Source organism: Synechococcus sp. MU1648, from assembly GCF_023630615.1.
GTDB lineage: Bacteria > Cyanobacteriota > Cyanobacteriia > PCC-6307 > Cyanobiaceae > Parasynechococcus.
Window position 1 is genome coordinate 81858 of record NZ_JAKUHI010000007.1, and the last position, 16373, is coordinate 98230.

The 16373-nt window shown below is 59.6% G+C and carries 19 protein-coding genes; 11 read left to right on the plus strand and 8 right to left on the minus strand.

Annotated elements, in window-relative coordinates:
- The first annotated feature begins 5 nt into the window (after window positions 1-5).
- The 3 genes from asnB (at window position 6) to NCN06_RS08985 (ending at window position 4085) form a co-directional block, all read left to right on the plus strand.
- Window positions 6-2030, plus strand: coding sequence for an asparagine synthase (glutamine-hydrolyzing) (gene asnB, locus NCN06_RS08975; RefSeq protein WP_226397521.1), 2025 nt, complete (start codon window positions 6-8; stop codon window positions 2028-2030).
- A gap of 94 nt (window positions 2031-2124) precedes the next feature.
- On the plus strand, window positions 2125-3414 hold the full coding sequence (locus tag NCN06_RS08980) for a Zn-dependent hydrolase (protein ID WP_226397520.1): 1290 nt from the start codon (window positions 2125-2127) through the stop codon (window positions 3412-3414).
- The gene (locus tag NCN06_RS08985; protein ID WP_226397519.1) at window positions 3411-4085 is read left to right on the plus strand and encodes a DUF1028 domain-containing protein; all 675 of its coding nucleotides are present in this window, start codon (window positions 3411-3413) and stop codon (window positions 4083-4085) included. The genes NCN06_RS08980 and NCN06_RS08985 overlap by 4 nt, the downstream gene beginning before the upstream one ends.
- A 79-nt stretch (window positions 4086-4164) precedes the next feature.
- Here NCN06_RS08985 and NCN06_RS08990 read toward each other — a convergent pair whose 3' ends face one another.
- The 7 genes from NCN06_RS08990 to NCN06_RS09020 all read right to left on the minus strand — a co-directional run bounded on the left by NCN06_RS08990 (window position 4165) and on the right by NCN06_RS09020 (window position 8901).
- A complete protein-coding gene (locus NCN06_RS08990; RefSeq protein WP_226397518.1) occupies window positions 4165-4383 on the minus strand; it encodes a hypothetical protein in 219 nt (72 codons plus the stop codon).
- Window positions 4384-4463: 80 nt separating this feature from the next.
- Window positions 4464-4631: a DUF4278 domain-containing protein gene (locus NCN06_RS08995; RefSeq protein WP_115024648.1), complete on the minus strand. Its 168-nt coding sequence runs from the start codon at window positions 4629-4631 to the stop codon at window positions 4464-4466.
- A 214-nt stretch (window positions 4632-4845) separates the two neighbouring features.
- A complete protein-coding gene (locus tag NCN06_RS09000; RefSeq protein ID WP_226397517.1) occupies window positions 4846-5604 on the minus strand; it encodes a type 1 glutamine amidotransferase in 759 nt (252 codons plus the stop codon).
- A complete protein-coding gene (ureC, locus tag NCN06_RS09005; RefSeq protein WP_226397516.1) occupies window positions 5601-7310 on the minus strand; it encodes an urease subunit alpha in 1710 nt (569 codons plus the stop codon). The genes NCN06_RS09000 and ureC overlap by 4 nt, the downstream gene beginning before the upstream one ends.
- A gap of 3 nt (window positions 7311-7313) precedes the next feature.
- Window positions 7314-7634 (minus strand): urease subunit beta, encoded by a 321-nt coding sequence (locus tag NCN06_RS09010; RefSeq protein WP_115094764.1) that lies wholly within the window; start codon window positions 7632-7634, stop codon window positions 7314-7316.
- Between the two features lie 10 nt (window positions 7635-7644).
- The gene (locus tag NCN06_RS09015) at window positions 7645-7947 is read right to left on the minus strand and encodes an urease subunit gamma (protein ID WP_115024644.1); all 303 of its coding nucleotides are present in this window, start codon (window positions 7945-7947) and stop codon (window positions 7645-7647) included.
- An 18-nt stretch (window positions 7948-7965) separates the two neighbouring features.
- Entirely contained in the window at window positions 7966-8901 is a 936-nt protein-coding gene (locus NCN06_RS09020; RefSeq protein WP_226397572.1) for an urease accessory protein UreD, read from the minus strand.
- Window positions 8902-9006: 105 nt separating this feature from the next.
- Here NCN06_RS09020 and ureE point away from each other — a divergent pair, with 105 nt between their 5' ends.
- The 8 genes from ureE (at window position 9007) to urtE (ending at window position 15990) form a co-directional block, all read left to right on the plus strand.
- Complete coding sequence (ureE, locus tag NCN06_RS09025; RefSeq protein WP_226397515.1) at window positions 9007-9459, plus strand: urease accessory protein UreE; 453 nt, start codon at window positions 9007-9009, stop codon at window positions 9457-9459.
- Entirely contained in the window at window positions 9456-10127 is a 672-nt protein-coding gene (locus tag NCN06_RS09030) for an urease accessory protein UreF (protein WP_226397514.1), read from the plus strand. Before ureE ends, NCN06_RS09030 begins: the two co-directional genes overlap by 4 nt.
- A complete protein-coding gene (gene ureG / locus NCN06_RS09035; protein ID WP_226397513.1) occupies window positions 10127-10732 on the plus strand; it encodes an urease accessory protein UreG in 606 nt (201 codons plus the stop codon). The genes NCN06_RS09030 and ureG overlap by 1 nt, the downstream gene beginning before the upstream one ends.
- A gap of 119 nt (window positions 10733-10851) precedes the next feature.
- On the plus strand, window positions 10852-12150 hold the full coding sequence (gene urtA, locus NCN06_RS09040; RefSeq protein ID WP_226397512.1) for an urea ABC transporter substrate-binding protein: 1299 nt from the start codon (window positions 10852-10854) through the stop codon (window positions 12148-12150).
- Between the two features lie 94 nt (window positions 12151-12244).
- Window positions 12245-13399: an ABC transporter permease subunit gene (locus NCN06_RS09045; RefSeq protein ID WP_166016168.1), complete on the plus strand. Its 1155-nt coding sequence runs from the start codon at window positions 12245-12247 to the stop codon at window positions 13397-13399.
- A 4-nt stretch (window positions 13400-13403) separates the two neighbouring features.
- Window positions 13404-14531 carry an urea ABC transporter permease subunit UrtC gene (urtC, locus tag NCN06_RS09050; RefSeq protein ID WP_115024638.1) on the plus strand — a complete coding sequence of 376 codons (1128 nt, stop codon included), beginning with the start codon at window positions 13404-13406 and terminating at the stop codon, window positions 14529-14531.
- Window positions 14528-15283 (plus strand): urea ABC transporter ATP-binding protein UrtD, encoded by a 756-nt coding sequence (gene urtD / locus NCN06_RS09055; protein WP_226397511.1) that lies wholly within the window; start codon window positions 14528-14530, stop codon window positions 15281-15283. Before urtC ends, urtD begins: the two co-directional genes overlap by 4 nt.
- Window positions 15280-15990, plus strand: coding sequence for an urea ABC transporter ATP-binding subunit UrtE (gene urtE / locus NCN06_RS09060; protein ID WP_226422764.1), 711 nt, complete (start codon window positions 15280-15282; stop codon window positions 15988-15990). Before urtD ends, urtE begins: the two co-directional genes overlap by 4 nt.
- 31 nt (window positions 15991-16021) lie before the next feature.
- Here urtE and NCN06_RS09065 read toward each other — a convergent pair whose 3' ends face one another.
- On the minus strand, window positions 16022-16267 hold the full coding sequence (locus tag NCN06_RS09065; protein ID WP_226397509.1) for a DUF1830 domain-containing protein: 246 nt from the start codon (window positions 16265-16267) through the stop codon (window positions 16022-16024).
- Window positions 16268-16373: the final 106 nt, after the last annotated feature.

The following is a 16373-nucleotide window of genomic DNA, read 5'->3' on the forward strand; positions in this document are numbered from 1 at the left end:
GCGTTATGTGCGGAATCGGAGGTGTTTTCAACGCAGACCGTCGTCAGACGGTGGACCGCCAGCTGCTGGTCAACATGGCAGCGATCCAGGCCCATCGTGGGCCCGATGGCTTTGGCGTGGAGGTGCTTGATCAGGTTGGTGTTGGTTTCTGCCATGCCCGCCTCTCGATCATCGATCTGAACGAGTCACGTGGCCGTCAGCCCTTTCTCACCGATGACGGTGAGGTGCTGATGGCGCATAACGGTGAGTTTTACGACTTTCAACGCATCAGGGCTGACCTCACCGCCCAGGGGGTGCGCTTCAGCAGCAAGAGCGATTCCGAGATCCTGCTCCGGCTTTATCAGCGCCAGGGTTTGGAGGCGACCTTGCCTCTATTGCGCGGGGAATTTGCCTTTGCGTTGTTTGATCGCGCGGAGGATTGCCTTTACCTGGTGCGGGATCGCTTCGGCATCAAACCGCAGTACTGGGTGATGACGCCTGAGGGTCTGGTGTTTGGTTCCGAGTTGAAGGTGCTGTTCGCGCATCCAGCGGTTGAGCGACGCTTCACGTCGGAGGGTCTGTTCCATCAGTTGATGCAGACCATGGTTCCTGGCACCACTGCCTTTGCTGGAGTGCAACAGGTGAAGCCCGGCCATGTGCTGAAGGTGCAACGTGCGAATGGGCGGCTGGAGGTGTCGGAGTCGACCTACTGGGATGTCGACTTTCCGCGTCAGGATCAGCGCGATCGTCGCCTCACGGAGGCCGACCACATCGCTGCAGTTCGTGCGTCTTTGCTGGAGGCCGTCGAGCTGCGCATGGTGGCCGACGTGCCTGTGGGCTGTTATCTCTCCGGTGGCATCGACAGTTGTTCGATTCTCGGTTTGGCGTCAGCTGTCAGCCAGGCACCGGTGAAGGCGTTCACGATCGGATTCGATGACGCCCGTTACGACGAGTCGCCGATTGCTCAGGAGATGGCCGAGGCCACGGGGGCTGAGCAGGATCTGATGCGTCTCTCCGGTCAGGAGCTCTATGGCCATATGGAGCGCACCATCTGGCATGCGGAGCGAACGATCTACAACACCTTGGCGGTGGCGAAGTTCTTGATGAGTCGCCATGTCAACAACGTTGACTACAAGGTCGTGATGACCGGTGAAGGGTCAGACGAGTTGTTCGGCGGTTATCCCGCCTTTCGCCGCGACATGTTCCTCCACGGTCTGGATGACTTGCCTCAGGAGGAGCGCGCCAGCTGGGAAACCTTGCTTCAGCAGTCCAATGCCCTGGTGCAGGGAGCGATGCTCGCTGAAAACCAGGTGGACGATCCCGACCTCGATGCGGTGGTTGGCTTTACCCCCAGTTGCCTGCAGCCGTGGCTGGCCTGTGCGCCCTTGGTGCCGGAGCTTCTGGCGGAGTCTCATGCTGCAGCCCTGCAGGATTACTCCCCGGGTAAAGCGATTGCTGAGCAATTGGATGCGGATCAACTTGAAGGGCGCCATGCCCTGGACAAGGCCCAGTACGTCTGGATCAAGACCATGTTGGAGGGCCAGATCTTGACTTGGGGCGGTGACCGGGTCGACATGGCCAATTCCATGGAGGCCCGACCGGCCTTCCTGGATCACCATCTGGCCGCTGTTGCCGTGCAAGTGCCTCCCGAACTGCGGATTAAGGGGAAAACCGAGAAATACGTGTTGCGGGAAGCCATGGCGGGTTTGTTGCCGGAGGTGTTGTATCGGCGTGAGAAGTTCGCCTTCATGGCGCCGCCAGCCCATACGGAGCCCGAGAAGTGGGAGCAGATGAAGCAACTCGCCGATGACTACCTCAGTGATGAGGCGATCGATGCCGCTGGTTTATTGAGCAAGGCCGGCGTTAGCGCCTTGTTTGCACGTCATGCGGACCCTGCCACCACCGATGCGGAGCGTGTGCAGATGGATGCCGTGATCAATCATCTGCTGGGTGTGCAGATGTTGCACCGGATGTTTGTGGCAGAGGACGTGCCAGCCCTGGCCCGTCGGGAGGCCGACCGCCTGGGGTGGCGGGTGCTGATGCCCGTTTGAATTCTTTGATCAGCGTTAAATCGTTGCGCTAGCTACAAGCCAATCGGCCGAGTCAGGTCAAAGTACTTACCCCTTTGAACTGCAGGTCACGGCATTGCCAGGGCTCATCTCGGCGTCTCCGACTACCCCTGCATCGAGGGTCGAGCCAGTCAAAATTGCGGCGCGACCAAACCACAATCGTTTGGTTGGCACGATTGAGCAGCTTGCCAGGATTGGCGCGAAGCCGGATGGCAGCGTTTGTCGACGCGGGTTTTCAGCGGAAGACGTTCAGGGCCGTGAGTTGCTGGCCAGTTGGATGAAGCAGTTGGGCATGCAGGTGCGTGTGGATGCTGCTGGCAATTTGATCGGGCGTCTTGAAGGCCTCGATCCACACCGTCCTGCTTTGGTGACCGGCTCACACCTCGACACCGTTCCCACCGGTGGACGCTTTGATGGTGCCCTGGGTGTTCTTGCAGGTCTGGAAGCCTGCCGCGCTCTTCAGGACCAGGGCATGAGGCTGCGGCACGGCATTGAGTTGATCGCCTTTGCCGATGAGGAGTCGACCATGGTGGGTTGCAAAGGCTTGGCGGGGACGGCTTCCGCTAACCCGGAGAGTTACATCACCAGCAACGGCCAGGCGATTCAAGAGAATCTGGCGCGAATCGGGGGGCATTGGCCTTCGCTGGCGTCGGCCCGACGCTCCGATGAGGCCTATGCCGCTTTTCTTGAGTTGCATGTTGAACAGGGCGGCGTTCTCGAGCAACGCGGGGATGCCATTGGTGTTGTTGAGGGTGTTGTTGGTCAGCGTCGGTTCAGCATCAATGTGCAGGGACAGGCCAATCACGCCGGCACCACACCGATGGGTCTGCGACAGGACGCCCTCGTGGCGGCGTCGCGCATTGTTCTTGCCGTCGAGGCGATGGCATCCCGCCATCCAGGAGATCCTGTGGCGACCGTGGGTCGACTGGAGGTTTGGCCCAATGCCGCCAATGTCGTCCCCGGCGCTGTCGCCCTGACGGTCGACCTGAGGGATGTTGACCCGACTGTTCTCGATCAATTGGTGGAGGAGTTGATGCAGCAGGTCGAAAGCATTGGTGCTGAAACGGGCTGCCCGATTTCGGTGGACCCACAGTTCAGTGTTGATCCCACCCCTGCTGATGCTGTGGTGATGGCCACGATTGCTGAGGCCTCGGCCGATCTCGGCTTGTCTCACAGCCATCTCCCCAGCCGAGCCAGCCACGATGCGCAGGAGGTTGGTCGCCGTTGGCCGATGGGCATGATTTTTGTTCCCAGTCGGGGCGGTTTGAGTCACTCAGCTGCGGAGTTCACCAGCGACGAACAGTGCTGGGCGGGCACTTCGGTGCTTTTGGAAACGCTGCTGCGGCTCGACCGCCAGCTGCCGTGACCTTTTCGATCCTGGCCCGTGATCCCAGCAACGGCCGCTTTGGCGTGGCTGTTGCCACCTGTCATCTGGCCGTTGGATCCACCGTGCCCCACATCCGCGCAGGAGTTGGCGCTGTGGCGACCCAGGCCCATACCAATCCCTATCTGGGGATCTGTGGTCTTGAACGCTTGGAGCAGAGTGCGGATGCGGAGAGTGTTTTGGCCAGCCTTCTGGCGGATGATCAGCATCGTGATCGGCGTCAGTTTCATCTGATCGACCTGGATGGTCGAACGGCCTGTTGGACGGGGCAGGATTGCGGGGCTTGGGCTGGGCACCGCCATCGGCGTGACTTGTCTGTCGCCGGCAATTGTTTGGTTGACGACGGTGTTGTGGAGGCGATGGAGCAGGCGTATCTCACCAGCGATCCCAGCTGGAAACTTGGTCGACGCCTGATGGCTGCCCTGCAGGCGGGGGAGGCTGCTGGAGGCGATCACCGCTCCGATTTCTGCACCTCAGCAGCGGTGCAGGTGAGTGGTGAAGCTGCCTTTCCGCTCTTGGACCTACGGGTTGATTTCCATGAGCGTGCGGTGGAACAGTTGATGGAGGTTTACGAACGCAGCCAGGCACTTTGGGCCCAGGAATGGAGGGATGAACTCTCAGAGTTGCCCATGCTCAACCGGTTGGTGGCTTAGTGATTCGCGTTGGTTTGTGCCATTAAAAAAAGCCCATCAACACTGGGTGTCGAGGGCTTTTTGCAAAACTCTGAATGGCTCAACTGGGGACTGTGGCTTCCCACTCCACATTCAAACCAGCTTGACGCGCATCATTGACGAGGTCGTCGATGCAATCCATTCCAAATGCAGCCTGGCCCGACAGCAAGGCATCCCATTCGCTGGCTGGGAAGTGGGTTTGCAGCCAGAACACGCCGTGCACGCTGGAGGGATTCACCTGCACAAGGCCTTTGTCGAGGCGGGAAGTGATGAGATCCAACGTCGTTGCTGAGGCTGGATCTATTACGCCCTAATCCTCGGAACTGGAATGTTCGAGTTGCTACAGATTGAGAAGTTGGCCTAGCGCGTGTAGCCCACCCCGCGGTACACGAGCTGCACCGGAGTGCGGTGGCTGTTGATCTGGCGGGATTGGTACACGTTGCGGCGGTAGACCAGCTGCACACCGGGCCTGCCCTCAGTGGCGTTCTTTTGCTGGTACTGATGCCCGCGATAGAGAAGGGTGGTCATTGGAAGGTCCTCGAAGCAAGCTCAGGTCCCCGTTCCATGGCCTGAGGCGAACTGCGCTTCGCGTGGTGCGAAGTGAACGATCGGTAGCTGTTGCTACAGAACCATTGAAGCGTTTTCGGTCGTTGTGTTGATGTTCGGTTCGATACTTGATCTGAAAAGTTTTTGCTTTTGTTTATTTTTATCCGTAGAAATTAGTTGGCCTTGCTGATGTGAATCACCTGGTCTTGCAGCACTCCTGCAGCTGATCGAGCGCAGCATTGAAAAAGTGTCGACCTTGCTCCTGCAGCTTGTCTCCAAGCCAGCGCCACTCCCGCATCAGGCGTTCGGGCCCTTCAGGCCCAAGGGCGCTCATCACATAGGTGTGGTCGTTGGCGATCCAGTGTTGCAGTGCGTCTCTGTTGATCTCGAGGTGGCATTGCAGGCCAATGGCGTGATCGCCGATTCGAAACACCTGTTCCGCACAGTGCAGCGAGGAACCAAGAAGGGTTGCATCGCCCGGCAGGTGGATGCGATCGCCATGCCAATGCAGCACCAAGCTGCTGCTCGGTTGTCCCTGCAGTAAGGCCTCATCGCTCCGTTCAGCAACCCAGTGGATTGCCCCCAGTCCCAGTTCCTTGAGTTGCTGTGGTGGTGCTCCAACCTGCAGGGGTTCCACGGATCCGCCAGCAGCGACAGCCAAGAGCTGCGCCCCCAGGCAGATGCCCAGCACCGGTCGACGCTGCTGGTGCCAGGCCGTCAACCAGTTCAGCTCGGCTTGGAGCCAGTGCAGGTCCGGATGATGCTGCTCGTTCACCCCCATTGGTCCCCCCAGCACCAGCGCGATGCTGTTCGGGCATTCACTTGGGTGCGGCAGGCGGTCGCCTCGGTCGGGCCGCAGGGTCCGGAGAGTCATTCCCCGTTCCCGTGCCAGTTGTTCCACCAGTTCGGGCCCTTCGTGGTCAACGTGCTGGATCACCAGCAGGGTGGTGGTCAAAGCAGCAGATAGCGCTGGGCGAGGGGCAGCACTTCGGCGGGCTCGCAGGTGAGCAGTTCACCGTCGGCGAACACCTCATACGTCTGCGGGTCCACGCTCACCTTCGGCAGGGCGGAATTGAGTTTGAGAGCGCTTTTGCCCACGCTGCGGGTGTCCTTCACCGCCATGCAGGTGCGCTCCAGACCCAGCTGACTTTGGATATCAGCATCCATGGCGGCTGCGCTCACGAAGGTGAGGCAGCTGGGAGCCAAGGCTTTGCCGAAGGCGCCGAACATGGGCCTGCCGTGCACGGGCCCGGGGGTGGGAATGGAGGCGTTGGCATCGCCCATCTGGGCCCACACGATCGAACCGCCCTTGATCACCAGTTCCGGGCGAATGCCGAAGAAGCCCGGCTTCCACAGCACGAGATCGGCGAGCTTGCCGGTTTCGATCGAGCCCACCTCGCTGCTGATGCCATGGGCAAGAGCGGGGTTGATTGTCACCTTGGCGATGTAGCGCTTCAGCCGATGGTTGTCGTTGCGGTTGGAGTCTTCCGGGAGCGCACCGCGCTGCACCTTCATCTTGTGGGCGGTCTGGAAGGTGCGGGTGATCACTTCGCCCACGCGCCCCATGGCCTGGGAGTCGCTGGCGATGATCGAGAAGGCGCCGAGGTCGTGAAGGATGTCTTCGGCGGCGATCGTTTCGCGGCGAATCCGCGATTCGGCAAAAGCCACGTCCTCGGGGATTTTGGGGTCGAGGTGGTGGCACACCATCAGCATGTCGAGGTGCTCCTCGAGCGTGTTGCGGGTGTAGGGCCGGGTGGGATTCGTGCTGCTCGGCAGCACATTTGCTTCGCCGCAGATCTTGATGATGTCTGGGGCATGGCCGCCGCCGGCACCTTCGGTGTGGAAGGTGTGGATCGTGCGTCCCTTGATGGCGGCGATCGTGTCTTCCACGAAGCCGGCTTCGTTCAGGGTGTCGGTGTGGATGCACACCTGCACATCCATCCGGTCGGCCACCGACAGACAGGCATCGATGGTGGCCGGCGTGGTGCCCCAGTCTTCATGCAGCTTCAGGCCGCAGGCACCGGCGCGCACCTGTTCCTCCAGGGCTTCCGGGGTGCTGGCATTGCCCTTGCCAAAGAAGCCCAGGTTCACCGGCAAGCCTTCGGCGGCCTGGAGCATTCGCCCGATGTGAAACGCCCCAGGGGTGCAGGTGGTGGCATTGGTGCCGGTGGCTGGTCCGGTGCCGCCGCCCATCAGGGTGGTGACGCCACTGGCCAGAGCAGTTTCGATCTGCTGGGGGCAGATGAAGTGGATGTGGGTGTCGATGCCACCGGCCGTGAGGATGTGACCTTCCCCAGCGATCGCCTCGGTGCCGGGGCCCACCACGATCGTGACCCCTTCCTGGGTGTCGGGGTTGCCGGCTTTGCCGATGCCCACGATCCGGCCGTCTTTTAGTCCGACATCGGCTTTGACGATGCCCCACCAATCGAGGATCAGAGCATTGGTGATGACGGTGTCGACGGCACCCGCGGCTCGAGGTGTCTGGGACTGGCCCATGCCATCGCGAATCACCTTGCCGCCGCCGAATTTCACCTCGTCGCCGTACACGGTGAAATCCTTCTCGACTTCGAGGATCAGCTCGGTGTCCGCAAGGCGAACCCGGTCGCCAGTGGTGGGTCCGTAGGTCTCGGCGTAGGCCTGGCGGGAGATGCGGTAGGGCATGGGTCAGGCGTCGAGGGATCCGTTGATCTGGCCGTTGAAGCCGATGACGCGTCGGGCACCGGCAAAGGGAATGAGGTTCACGTCGCGACTGTCGCCAGGTTCAAAACGGATGGCGGTGCCGGCAGGGATGTCGAGACGATGACCGCGGGCTGCGGCTCGGTCGAACTGCAGGGCGGCGTTGGCTTCGGCGAAATGGAAGTGGGAGCCCACTTGCACCGGTCGATCGCCACTGTTGGAGACGCTCACCGTGGTGACGGGTCGTCCCGCATTCAGCTCAAGTTCACCCGGTTCGGGAAGCAGTTCGCCGGGAATGAGAGGTGCCATGGGTTCTGCCTCAGCGAATTGGGTCGTGCAGGGTGACGAGCTTCGTGCCATCGGGGAAGACGGCTTCGATCTGCACCTCGTGCACGAGCTCGGGCACGCCGTCCATCACCTGGTCCTGACGCAGCCAGGTGGTGCCCTCCTGCATCAGCTCCGCCACGTTCTTGCCGTCACGGGCACCTTCAAGCACCAGAAAACTGAGCCAGGCCACCGATTCGGGGTGGTTGAGCTTCAGGCCGCGGTTCAATCGTCGTTCCGCAAGCAGTGCCGCGGTCACGATCAGGAGTTTGTCCTTTTCCTGGGGACTGAGATGCATAGCGAAGCTCGGTCTTCTTCAGTGTGTCTCCGCTGCGGTCTCCAAAGCGTTCATGGTGGACGTTTGTCGGCGTAGAGGCTGTTCCTGCAGGGGCCAGACCCTGGGGATGCGTGGCGTTGTCAGTCCCCGGAGCGTTCGCGTGCGCTCCCAGATCCGACTGAACCAGAAGCGGGCATCACGGCTGGAGTTGCCGGAATAGCGGGCGATTAGCCCTTGCCCGAGGGCCCCGCAGCGCATCGTGCCCGTCAGCCCTTCACGGTCGGCCCGTGCTTCCTCCAGCAGTGTCGCCGTTGTTTCGGCGCTCATGGCCATGGGTGCGGCCCAGATCAGTGTTCCGAAAACCGGGGCGCCAGCCAGACCGTGGGGGCTGTCCAGGCTGGCGCCGCCCAGTTCCACGCGATCCGCCAACTCCCATGTCGAGCTGGTTGAAGTGATGCGCTGAATCGTGAGGCTGGACCGCCATCGCCCCTGCTGCAGGGTTTCACCAGCGGCGGTTCGACCCAAGCGCACGATTTCTGCACTGACAAAGGAGGCATCCATTGGCAGGGTCACCGTCAGGTGCTGCTCGAACAAGGCATCGGCGTACAGCACCAATTCCTGCGGCAGCCATTCCAGATCACTGCCGCTGGCTAGCGAGCAGCACACGTGCTGTTGTGCAGAGCAGCCCTCAGGCTGTAAGCGGCTGCGGCCGATGGACCCGTAAACCTTCTGCGCCGCCACACTGGTGATCAGGCTGCGGCTGCTGGCTTCAAGCTTGATGTCGAGGCTGAGTTGATCGCCGCCTACCAGGCCTCCAGCTGTGTGCAGAATCGGCAGCTCGCAGCGTCCGTCATCACCGCGTTCACTGCGAAGCAACTTGAACGGAGCCGTGCAGCCCCCCTGGTGTCGGGTGCTGCCGTTGGCTGCACGAAACTGCAGGTCGCAGCGGCCGTGCCAAGGATCGAGACGTTGCATGGCTTCACGCTCCGCTGCCATCGCCTTCATCTCTGTAGCAACGCACACCAAAGTGCTGGTGATGTCTGGGCAGGCTTTCTCTGTGGAACTGGAAAGGAGATGGTGGTGACAGATGCAGTGGTGGTGTTGGAGCAGCGCCTGCAGAACAGCAGTGCCATGGCAACCCTGCACTTGCCGTTAACGGCTGAAGAGCGCACGGTATTGCGCGGTCGCCGCACCACTTCATGCGGTCGTCCGGTGCTGCTGCAGTTGCCCCGTATGGGCTCCCTGCAGCCTGGTGATCTGCTGGGCGATCAGTCCGGTTCGACCGTTGTGGAGGTGACGGCAGCGCCGGAAGCGTTGCTGCGGGTGCAGGGGTCGCATCCTCTGGAGCTGTTGCAGGCGGCTTATCACCTGGGCAATCGCCATGTCGCCCTGGAGCTGCATGAGCAGGAGCTGTTGCTCCCGGAGGATTCCGTGTTGGCCACGATGCTGGAAGGGCGTGGATTGACGGTCAGTCGCTGCCTTCAGCCGTTTGCTCCCGAAGGTGGCGCCTATGGGGGGCATCAGCACGGATGACATCCCTGGCGTTGTTGCAACTGGTTAGCCCGGCGTTGCCCGTTGGTGCCTTCAGCTACTCGGAAGGTCTCGAGGTGCTGATTCAGGCTGGCTCCATCGCTGATGAGCAGGCCGTTCAGGCTTGGTTGGAGGCTGAATTGCAACGGGGCGCGGTGCGACTGGAGGCCGCTGCCTTGAGGCCCCTTGCAGAGTCGCTGGTGGGGTGGTCAACCCAGGCGGATGGCGCGGCCAAAGCGCGCCTGATTGATCTGGACGGTTGGCTGTTGGCCACCCGTGAAGCAGCAGAGCTTCGAGCGCAACAGCGTCAGATGGGAATGTCGTTGCTGCAGTTGATGTCTGACATGGGGCAGGACCTGCCCGAACCCATGCCCCTGAGCTGGCCAGCGGCCTGGGCCTGGGCCGCTGTGGGCTTGTCGGTTCCAGCTGGAGACATGGTGGAGGGATATCTCTACGGCTGGGTTGCCAATCAGCTCAGTGCGTCGGTGCGGCTGCTGCCGTTGGGTCCGTCCCGAGCGCAGGTGCTGCAACAGCGGCTGCTACCGATGATTGCCTTGCAAGCGCAGCTGCTTCAGGCTGCCGATCCGCAGCAGCTCTGGAGCAGCGGTGTCGGTGCGGGCATGGCGCAGCTTGCCCATGCTGAGTTGTATTCACGCCTGTTTCGAAGCTGATGAGCAGCAAACTGCGCCTGGGGGTGGCTGGTCCTGTCGGATCCGGCAAGACCGCACTGGTGGAGGCGCTCTGTCGCCGCTTGCGCGACAACCTGCAGCTCGCGGTCGTCACCAATGACATCTACACCCAGGAGGATGCCCAGTTCCTCACCCGTGCCGGTGCCTTGGATCCAGAGCGGATCCGCGGGGTGGAGACCGGTGGTTGTCCTCATACAGCGATCCGCGAAGACTGCTCGATCAACAGAGCAGCTGTGGCAGATCTGGAAGCCCAATTTCCTGACCTGGATCTTGTTCTTGTTGAGAGTGGCGGCGACAACCTGGCGGCGAGCTTCAGCCCAGAGTTGGTGGATCTCTGCATCTATGTGATCGATGTTGCTGCTGGCGACAAGATCCCCCGTAAGGGAGGGCCTGGCATCACGCGGTCTGATCTTTTGGTGATCAACAAGATTGATCTGGCTCCGCAGGTCGGTGCCGATCTTGCGGTGATGGAACAGGACACCCGTCGGATGCGCGGTGATAGGCCGTGGTGTTTCACGAATCTGCACAGCGGTGAGGGGATGGATGGAGTGGTGGAGTTTTTGTTGCAACAGCTACCAAAATCATGAAAACACAAGCTTTTTGGCTCAAAACTGTTCTCTTTGCGACATTTCAAATCTCCTCCTCTGGCGATGGTCATATTTCAGGACGTTTCCTGCGTCCAAGCTTTTAAGTGCCCCCTCATTCCATGAGCACCCCTCTCTCCAAGCGTCTGTTTGCTGGCATGGCCGCAGCATCGCTGGGTCTCGCCGTGACCGCCTGTGGTGGTGACGACAAAGCTTCTGCACCAGCAACCGACTTTGACGACACCGTCACAGTTGGCATCCTGCATTCGCTGACCGGCACCATGGCCATCTCGGAGTCCACCCTGGTGGACACTGAGAAGATGGCGATCGATGAGATCAACGCCGCTGGTGGCGTCAAGGTCGACGGCAAGAGCTACAAGATCGAGTACATCGTCGAAGACGGTGCTTCCGATTGGCCCACCTTCGCTGAGAAGTCCAAGAAACTGATCGACCAGGATCAGGTGCCCGTGGTTTTCGGTGGCTGGACCTCTGCTAGCCGCAAGGCGATGCTGCCTGTGTACGAGTCGAAGGACGCTTTCCTCTACTACCCGATTCAGTACGAGGGTCAGGAGTGTTCCAACAACATCTTCTACACCGGTGCAACTCCGAATCAGCAGTCGGAGCCTGCAACCGTGTTCATGTATGAGAAGTCGCCTGCCGCTGGCAAGCCCTTCTTCCTGGTGGGTTCGGACTACGTCTTCCCCCGTACTTCCAACACGATCACCAAGGAGCAGGTCGCTTCTCTGGGTGGCGAAGTGGTCGGTGAGGACTACCTGCCCCTGGGCAACACCGAGGTTGCTCCGATCATCGCCAAGATCAAGAAGGCTCTGCCCGACGGCGGTGTGATCATCAACACCCTGAACGGCGACCAGAACGTCGCCTTCTTCAAGCAGATCCAAGACGCCGGTCTCACGCCTGCGAACGGCTATTACGTGATGAGCTACTCCATCGCGGAAGAAGAGATCAGCACCATCGGACCTGAGTTCCTCGAGGGCCATTACGGCGCCTGGAACTACATGATGTCGATCGACACCCCGGCATCCAAGAAGTTCGCTGCTGACTTCAAGGACAAGTACGGCGCCGACCGTCAGGTCGCGGACCCTCAGGAGTCGGCCTACAACATGGTTTACCTCTGGAAGAAGGCCGTCGAGAAAACCAATAGTTTCGACGACGACAAGGTGCGTGAAGCTCTGATTGGTATCGAATTCGATGCCCCTCAGGGTCCTGTAACGGTGATGCCCAACCACCATCTGTCCCAGACCGTGCGCATCGGCCAGATCACTGCTGACGGCCAGTTCGAGATCCTCGAATCTTCCGATGGTCCTGTGGCTCCTCAGGCCTGGAACCAGTTCGAGCCCAGCTCCAAGGGCTTCGCTTGCGACTGGACCGACGCTGCGAAAGGCGAGAAGTACAAGCTCTGATCCTCCGATCACAGCCTGATTGCTCTTCAGGGAGGAGCCCGTCGCCGGGCTCCTCCTTTTTGTCGTTTCACTGAACGCTTCGTTTCAGACTTCTGTGCAACTGCTTCTTGAAAGCCTGTTCAACGGTGTGGCCATCGGCTCGGTGCTGCTGATCGCTGCTCTCGGACTGGCCATTGTCTTTGGCTTGATGGGTGTCATCAACCTCGCCCATGGCGAGCTGATCATGCTCGGGGCCTACACCACCTTCGTGGTGCAGCTGATCTTCAAGCTTCCTGCCCTGCAGCCCGTTTACAACGCCTACGTTCTCGTTGCCATTCCCCTGGCGTTCATCGTCAGCGGTGTTGTCGGCATTTTGTTAGAGCGCACCGTGATTCGCCGTCTTTACGGCAATCCGTTGGAAACACTCTTGGCGACCTGGGGTGTCAGTCTGATTCTTCAGCAGTTTGTGCGGAGTGTCCCTCTGGCTCACGCTGCCGGCCTGATTCTGGCGCTGGTGCTGGGCTTTGGTCTGCCTCTGCTGCTTCCGTCGTCTCTCTTGGCGGGGCCGCGAGCCCGCTTGGTGCGGGCTGGGAGCTGGGCTGTTTCAGCCCTGGCAGGTGTGTTGTTGGCTGGTGGTTTGGCCTCACAAATCAGCCGCATCGCCCGAGCTACCTCCCGCAACGTGGATGTGACGGCGCCCAAATGGATGCGCGGTGGGATCGAATACATGGACATCACCTTCCCAGTGCCCCGTCTCGTGATCATCGTGCTGACGATCGTTGCGGTGGTTGGGGTGACTTGGTTCCTCAACAAAAGTGTGTGGGGCATGCGCATTCGTGCGGTCACTCAGAACCGCGCGATGAGTGACTGCCTTGGCATCCCGACGGAGACCGTTGATGTGCTCACGTTTGGCATTGGCTCGGGTTTAGCCGGTGTGGCTGGGGTTGCTGTTTCCCTGCTTGGTTCGGTGGGCCCCAACGTGGGCGGGTCTTACATCGTGGGCTGCTTCATGGTGGTGGTGCTGGGCGGTGTCGGCAATTTGCTGGGAACCGTGCTGGCCTCGTTCGCCATTGGCGTCCTGACCGATCTGATCGGTGCTGGACGTTTGCTCACGATTTGGCCCGACATGCCGGCTCCCCTGGCCGGTGCCGTCAATTTCTTCGCCACAACGAGCATGGCTCAAGTGATGGTGTTTGCACTGATCGTGGTGTTTTTGCAGTTCCGTCCTGCGGGTCTCTTCCCGCAAAAAGGCCGCATGGTGGAGGCTTGATCTGATGTTCCAAGCATTTCAACAACGCCGGTGGCCCTTGATCATCCTTTGGGTGGTGATCGTTGCGGCCATCGTTGCTGCGCCTGCTGTTCTGCCGGTGTTTCGGCTGAATTTGTTGGGTCGCTTCCTCTCCCTGGCGATCGTTGCTCTGGGTATTGACTTGATCTGGGGCTTTACCGGTCTGCTCAGCCTGGGCCAGGGCATCTTTTTCGCGCTTGGCGGTTACGTGGCAGCCATGTACTTGCAGCTGAACAGTTCAGCGGACCTGCCCAATGGCATCCCTGAATTTTTCAGTCTCTACGGGGTTGATCGTTTGCCCGCGTTCTGGCAACCGTTCCACTCACCCCTCGTCACCTTGGTGGGGATTTGGTTGGTTCCGGCTGTTTTGGCAGCGGTGCTGGGCAATCTCGTCTTTCGTAACCGCATCAAAGGGGTCTACTTTTCGATCCTCACCCAGGCCGCTCTCCTGGTGTTTTTCAATTTTTTCAATGGGCAGCAAAAGCTGATCAACGGCACCAATGGTCTCAAGACCGATGTCACGGAGTTGTTCGGTCAGGTTGTGGGTTCGGCAGAGATGCAGCGCAGTTTTTTCTGGCTGACTGCAATTGTTGTGATCCTGGCGTGGTTGTTCTTGCGTTGGGTGGTGCGGGGTCGGTTCGGTGATGTGTTGATTGCCATTCGCGATGACGAACCCCGGCTGCGCTTTGCGGGTTACAACCCAACCCTGTTCAAGACGATCGTCTTTGCCATCGCTGGTGGGTTGGCTGGAATCGGAGGCGCGCTGTACACCGTTCAGTCGGGCATCGTTTCGCCGCAATACATGACTGTTCCCTTCTCGATTGAGATGGTGATCTGGGTTGCGGTCGGTGGTCGAGGCACGCTCGTGGGAGCCATCCTTGGCGCTGTGGCCATCAACTACGCCAAGAGTTTGGTGAGCGAAGCTCTCCCACAAAGTTGGCTTTTCATCCAAGGGGGGCTGTTCATCCTCGTGGTGACGGCCTTGCCTGAAGGCGTCATTGGTTGGTTCCGAGGAGATGGTCCTCGCAATTGGCTCAACCGATTCGGCATCTCCCGTCGGAGTGAGACCTATCCACGTCTCGATCTTGAAGGTCAGGAGGAGGTTCAGTCATGAGTACGGCTTTATTGGAATTGCGCCAAATCACCGTCAGTTTCGATGGGTTTTTGGCGCTGCGAGATCTCAACCTCAGCCTGCAGCCTGGTGAGCTGCGGGCCGTGATTGGCCCCAACGGGGCCGGAAAAACCACGTTCCTGGATGTGATCACGGGCAAAACGGCTCCCACGGAAGGCGATGTGATGTTTCAAGGTCGTTCCCTTGTGGGGCGAGCGGAGCATCGCATTGCTCGCCTGGGCATCGGCCGCAAATTTCAGAGCCCCCGCGTTTTCGAGAAGCTCAGCGTCCAGGAGAACTTGGCCCTGGCAGTGAGCCAGCCGAAGCAGCCCTGGTCATTGCTGGTGGGCAGCCTTAATGGGGATCAGCGAGACCGTGTTCATCAGTTGATGAGCATCGTCAACCTGCAAAACCGTGCCGATTGGGCTGCTGGGTCGTTGTCTCATGGTCAGAAGCAGTGGCTTGAGATCGCCATGTTGGTGGGGCAGGATCCCGACCTCTTGCTGGTGGATGAGCCGGTGGCTGGGCTCACGGATGAGGAGACCGACCTCACGGCGGATCTACTTAAGTCATTGGCAGGGGATCACACCGTGTTGGTGATTGAGCACGACATGGAATTCATTCGACGGCTTGAAAGTCCGGTGACGGTGCTGCACCAGGGTCATGTTCTCTGTGAGGGCACGATGGATCAGGTGCAAGCAGATCCCCGGGTGATTGAGGTTTATCTCGGCACCACTGAGGAGGAGAATCCATGACGAATTTGTTGGAGATCCAAGGCCTCAACACCTTTTACGGTGAAAGTCACATTCTTCGGGATGTTGATCTCAGCGTGAAGTCGGGTGAGATGGTGTGTTTGATCGGCCGCAATGGCGTGGGAAAAACCACGTTGCTGAAATCGCTGATCGGCTTGTTGCGCCCTCGCTCCGGAACGATGGCCTTCGACGGCGCTGAACTGGATCGTCAGGCTCCCCATCAGCGAGCACGGGCGGGGATTGGTTATGTGCCTCAAGGTCGCGAGATCATTCCGCACCTCACGGTCGAAGAGAACTTGCTTCTAGGGATGGAGGCTTTGCCGGGTGGCTTGGTGCGCCATCGACACATTGATCCATTTGTCTATGAGCTGTTTCCGATTCTGCAGGAGTTTCTGCCGCGCAAGGGTGGGGATCTAAGCGGTGGTCAGCAACAACAATTGGCTATTGCCCGAGCGTTGCTAGGAAAGCCAAAACTTCTGCTATTGGATGAGCCTACTGAAGGCATTCAGCCCAATATTGTTCAAGATATTGAAGCTGCTGTTCGGCGGATTATTGCTGATACCGGGATTGGTGTGTTGTTGGTGGAGCAACATCTCCATTTCGTGCGTCAGGCCGATCGCTACTACGCCATGCAACGCGGCGGAATTGTCGCCAGTGGTTCAACAAGTGAACTCAGCCAAGCGGTTGTCGACCAGTTCCTAAGCGTTTAGATCACTTTTCCTCGAATTCATCCGGGTCAGTTCAGCTGGCCCAGAGGGATTCCCTGGCAGGCTCTTCATCTCTGGCGTAGTCACTGACATCGGCACGCACATGCAGCATCTGCCCAGTCATCGACATTTTCCAAATTTCCAAGCGCGCATCTTGAGGTGCTTCGAACCAGAACACCTCTGTTGGCATCACCACCTTCTCTCGATAGAAGTGGTCCTTACCAATGCATTTCACGATCACCATTCGGCTGGTGTCGTTTTGATAAACGCACTCAATCATTTTGACAATATCGAATCATGCCAATCTGGTGTTTTTGATGCAACCGAAGTGTTTGATTGGTCACCGAATCAGCACAGCTTTAGATTTGGTACATATGCGTTGATAC

What these genes read in the sequence shown, in the direction of transcription:
- NCN06_RS09010 (WP_115094764.1), bottom strand. Translation starts at nt 7,634, where the DNA reads ATGGCACCTCTCATTCCCGGCGAACTGCTTCCCGAACCGGGTGAACTT.
- NCN06_RS09065 (WP_226397509.1), bottom strand. Translation starts at nt 16,267, where the DNA reads ATGATTGAGTGCGTTTATCAAAACGACACCAGCCGAATGGTGATCGTG.
- urtC (WP_115024638.1), top strand. Translation starts at nt 13,404, where the DNA reads ATGTTCCAAGCATTTCAACAACGCCGGTGGCCCTTGATCATCCTTTGG.
- NCN06_RS09020 (WP_226397572.1), bottom strand. Translation starts at nt 8,901, where the DNA reads ATGCAACGTCTCGATCCTTGGCACGGCCGCTGCGACCTGCAGTTTCGT.
- urtE (WP_226422764.1), top strand. Translation starts at nt 15,280, where the DNA reads ATGACGAATTTGTTGGAGATCCAAGGCCTCAACACCTTTTACGGTGAA.
- NCN06_RS09015 (WP_115024644.1), bottom strand. Translation starts at nt 7,947, where the DNA reads ATGCATCTCAGTCCCCAGGAAAAGGACAAACTCCTGATCGTGACCGCG.
- urtA (WP_226397512.1), top strand. Translation starts at nt 10,852, where the DNA reads ATGAGCACCCCTCTCTCCAAGCGTCTGTTTGCTGGCATGGCCGCAGCA.
- asnB (WP_226397521.1), top strand. Translation starts at nt 6, where the DNA reads ATGTGCGGAATCGGAGGTGTTTTCAACGCAGACCGTCGTCAGACGGTG.
- ureC (WP_226397516.1), bottom strand. Translation starts at nt 7,310, where the DNA reads ATGCCCTACCGCATCTCCCGCCAGGCCTACGCCGAGACCTACGGACCC.
- NCN06_RS09030 (WP_226397514.1), top strand. Translation starts at nt 9,456, where the DNA reads ATGACATCCCTGGCGTTGTTGCAACTGGTTAGCCCGGCGTTGCCCGTT.
- ureG (WP_226397513.1), top strand. Translation starts at nt 10,127, where the DNA reads ATGAGCAGCAAACTGCGCCTGGGGGTGGCTGGTCCTGTCGGATCCGGC.
- NCN06_RS08995 (WP_115024648.1), bottom strand. Translation starts at nt 4,631, where the DNA reads ATGACCACCCTTCTCTATCGCGGGCATCAGTACCAGCAAAAGAACGCC.
- urtD (WP_226397511.1), top strand. Translation starts at nt 14,528, where the DNA reads ATGAGTACGGCTTTATTGGAATTGCGCCAAATCACCGTCAGTTTCGAT.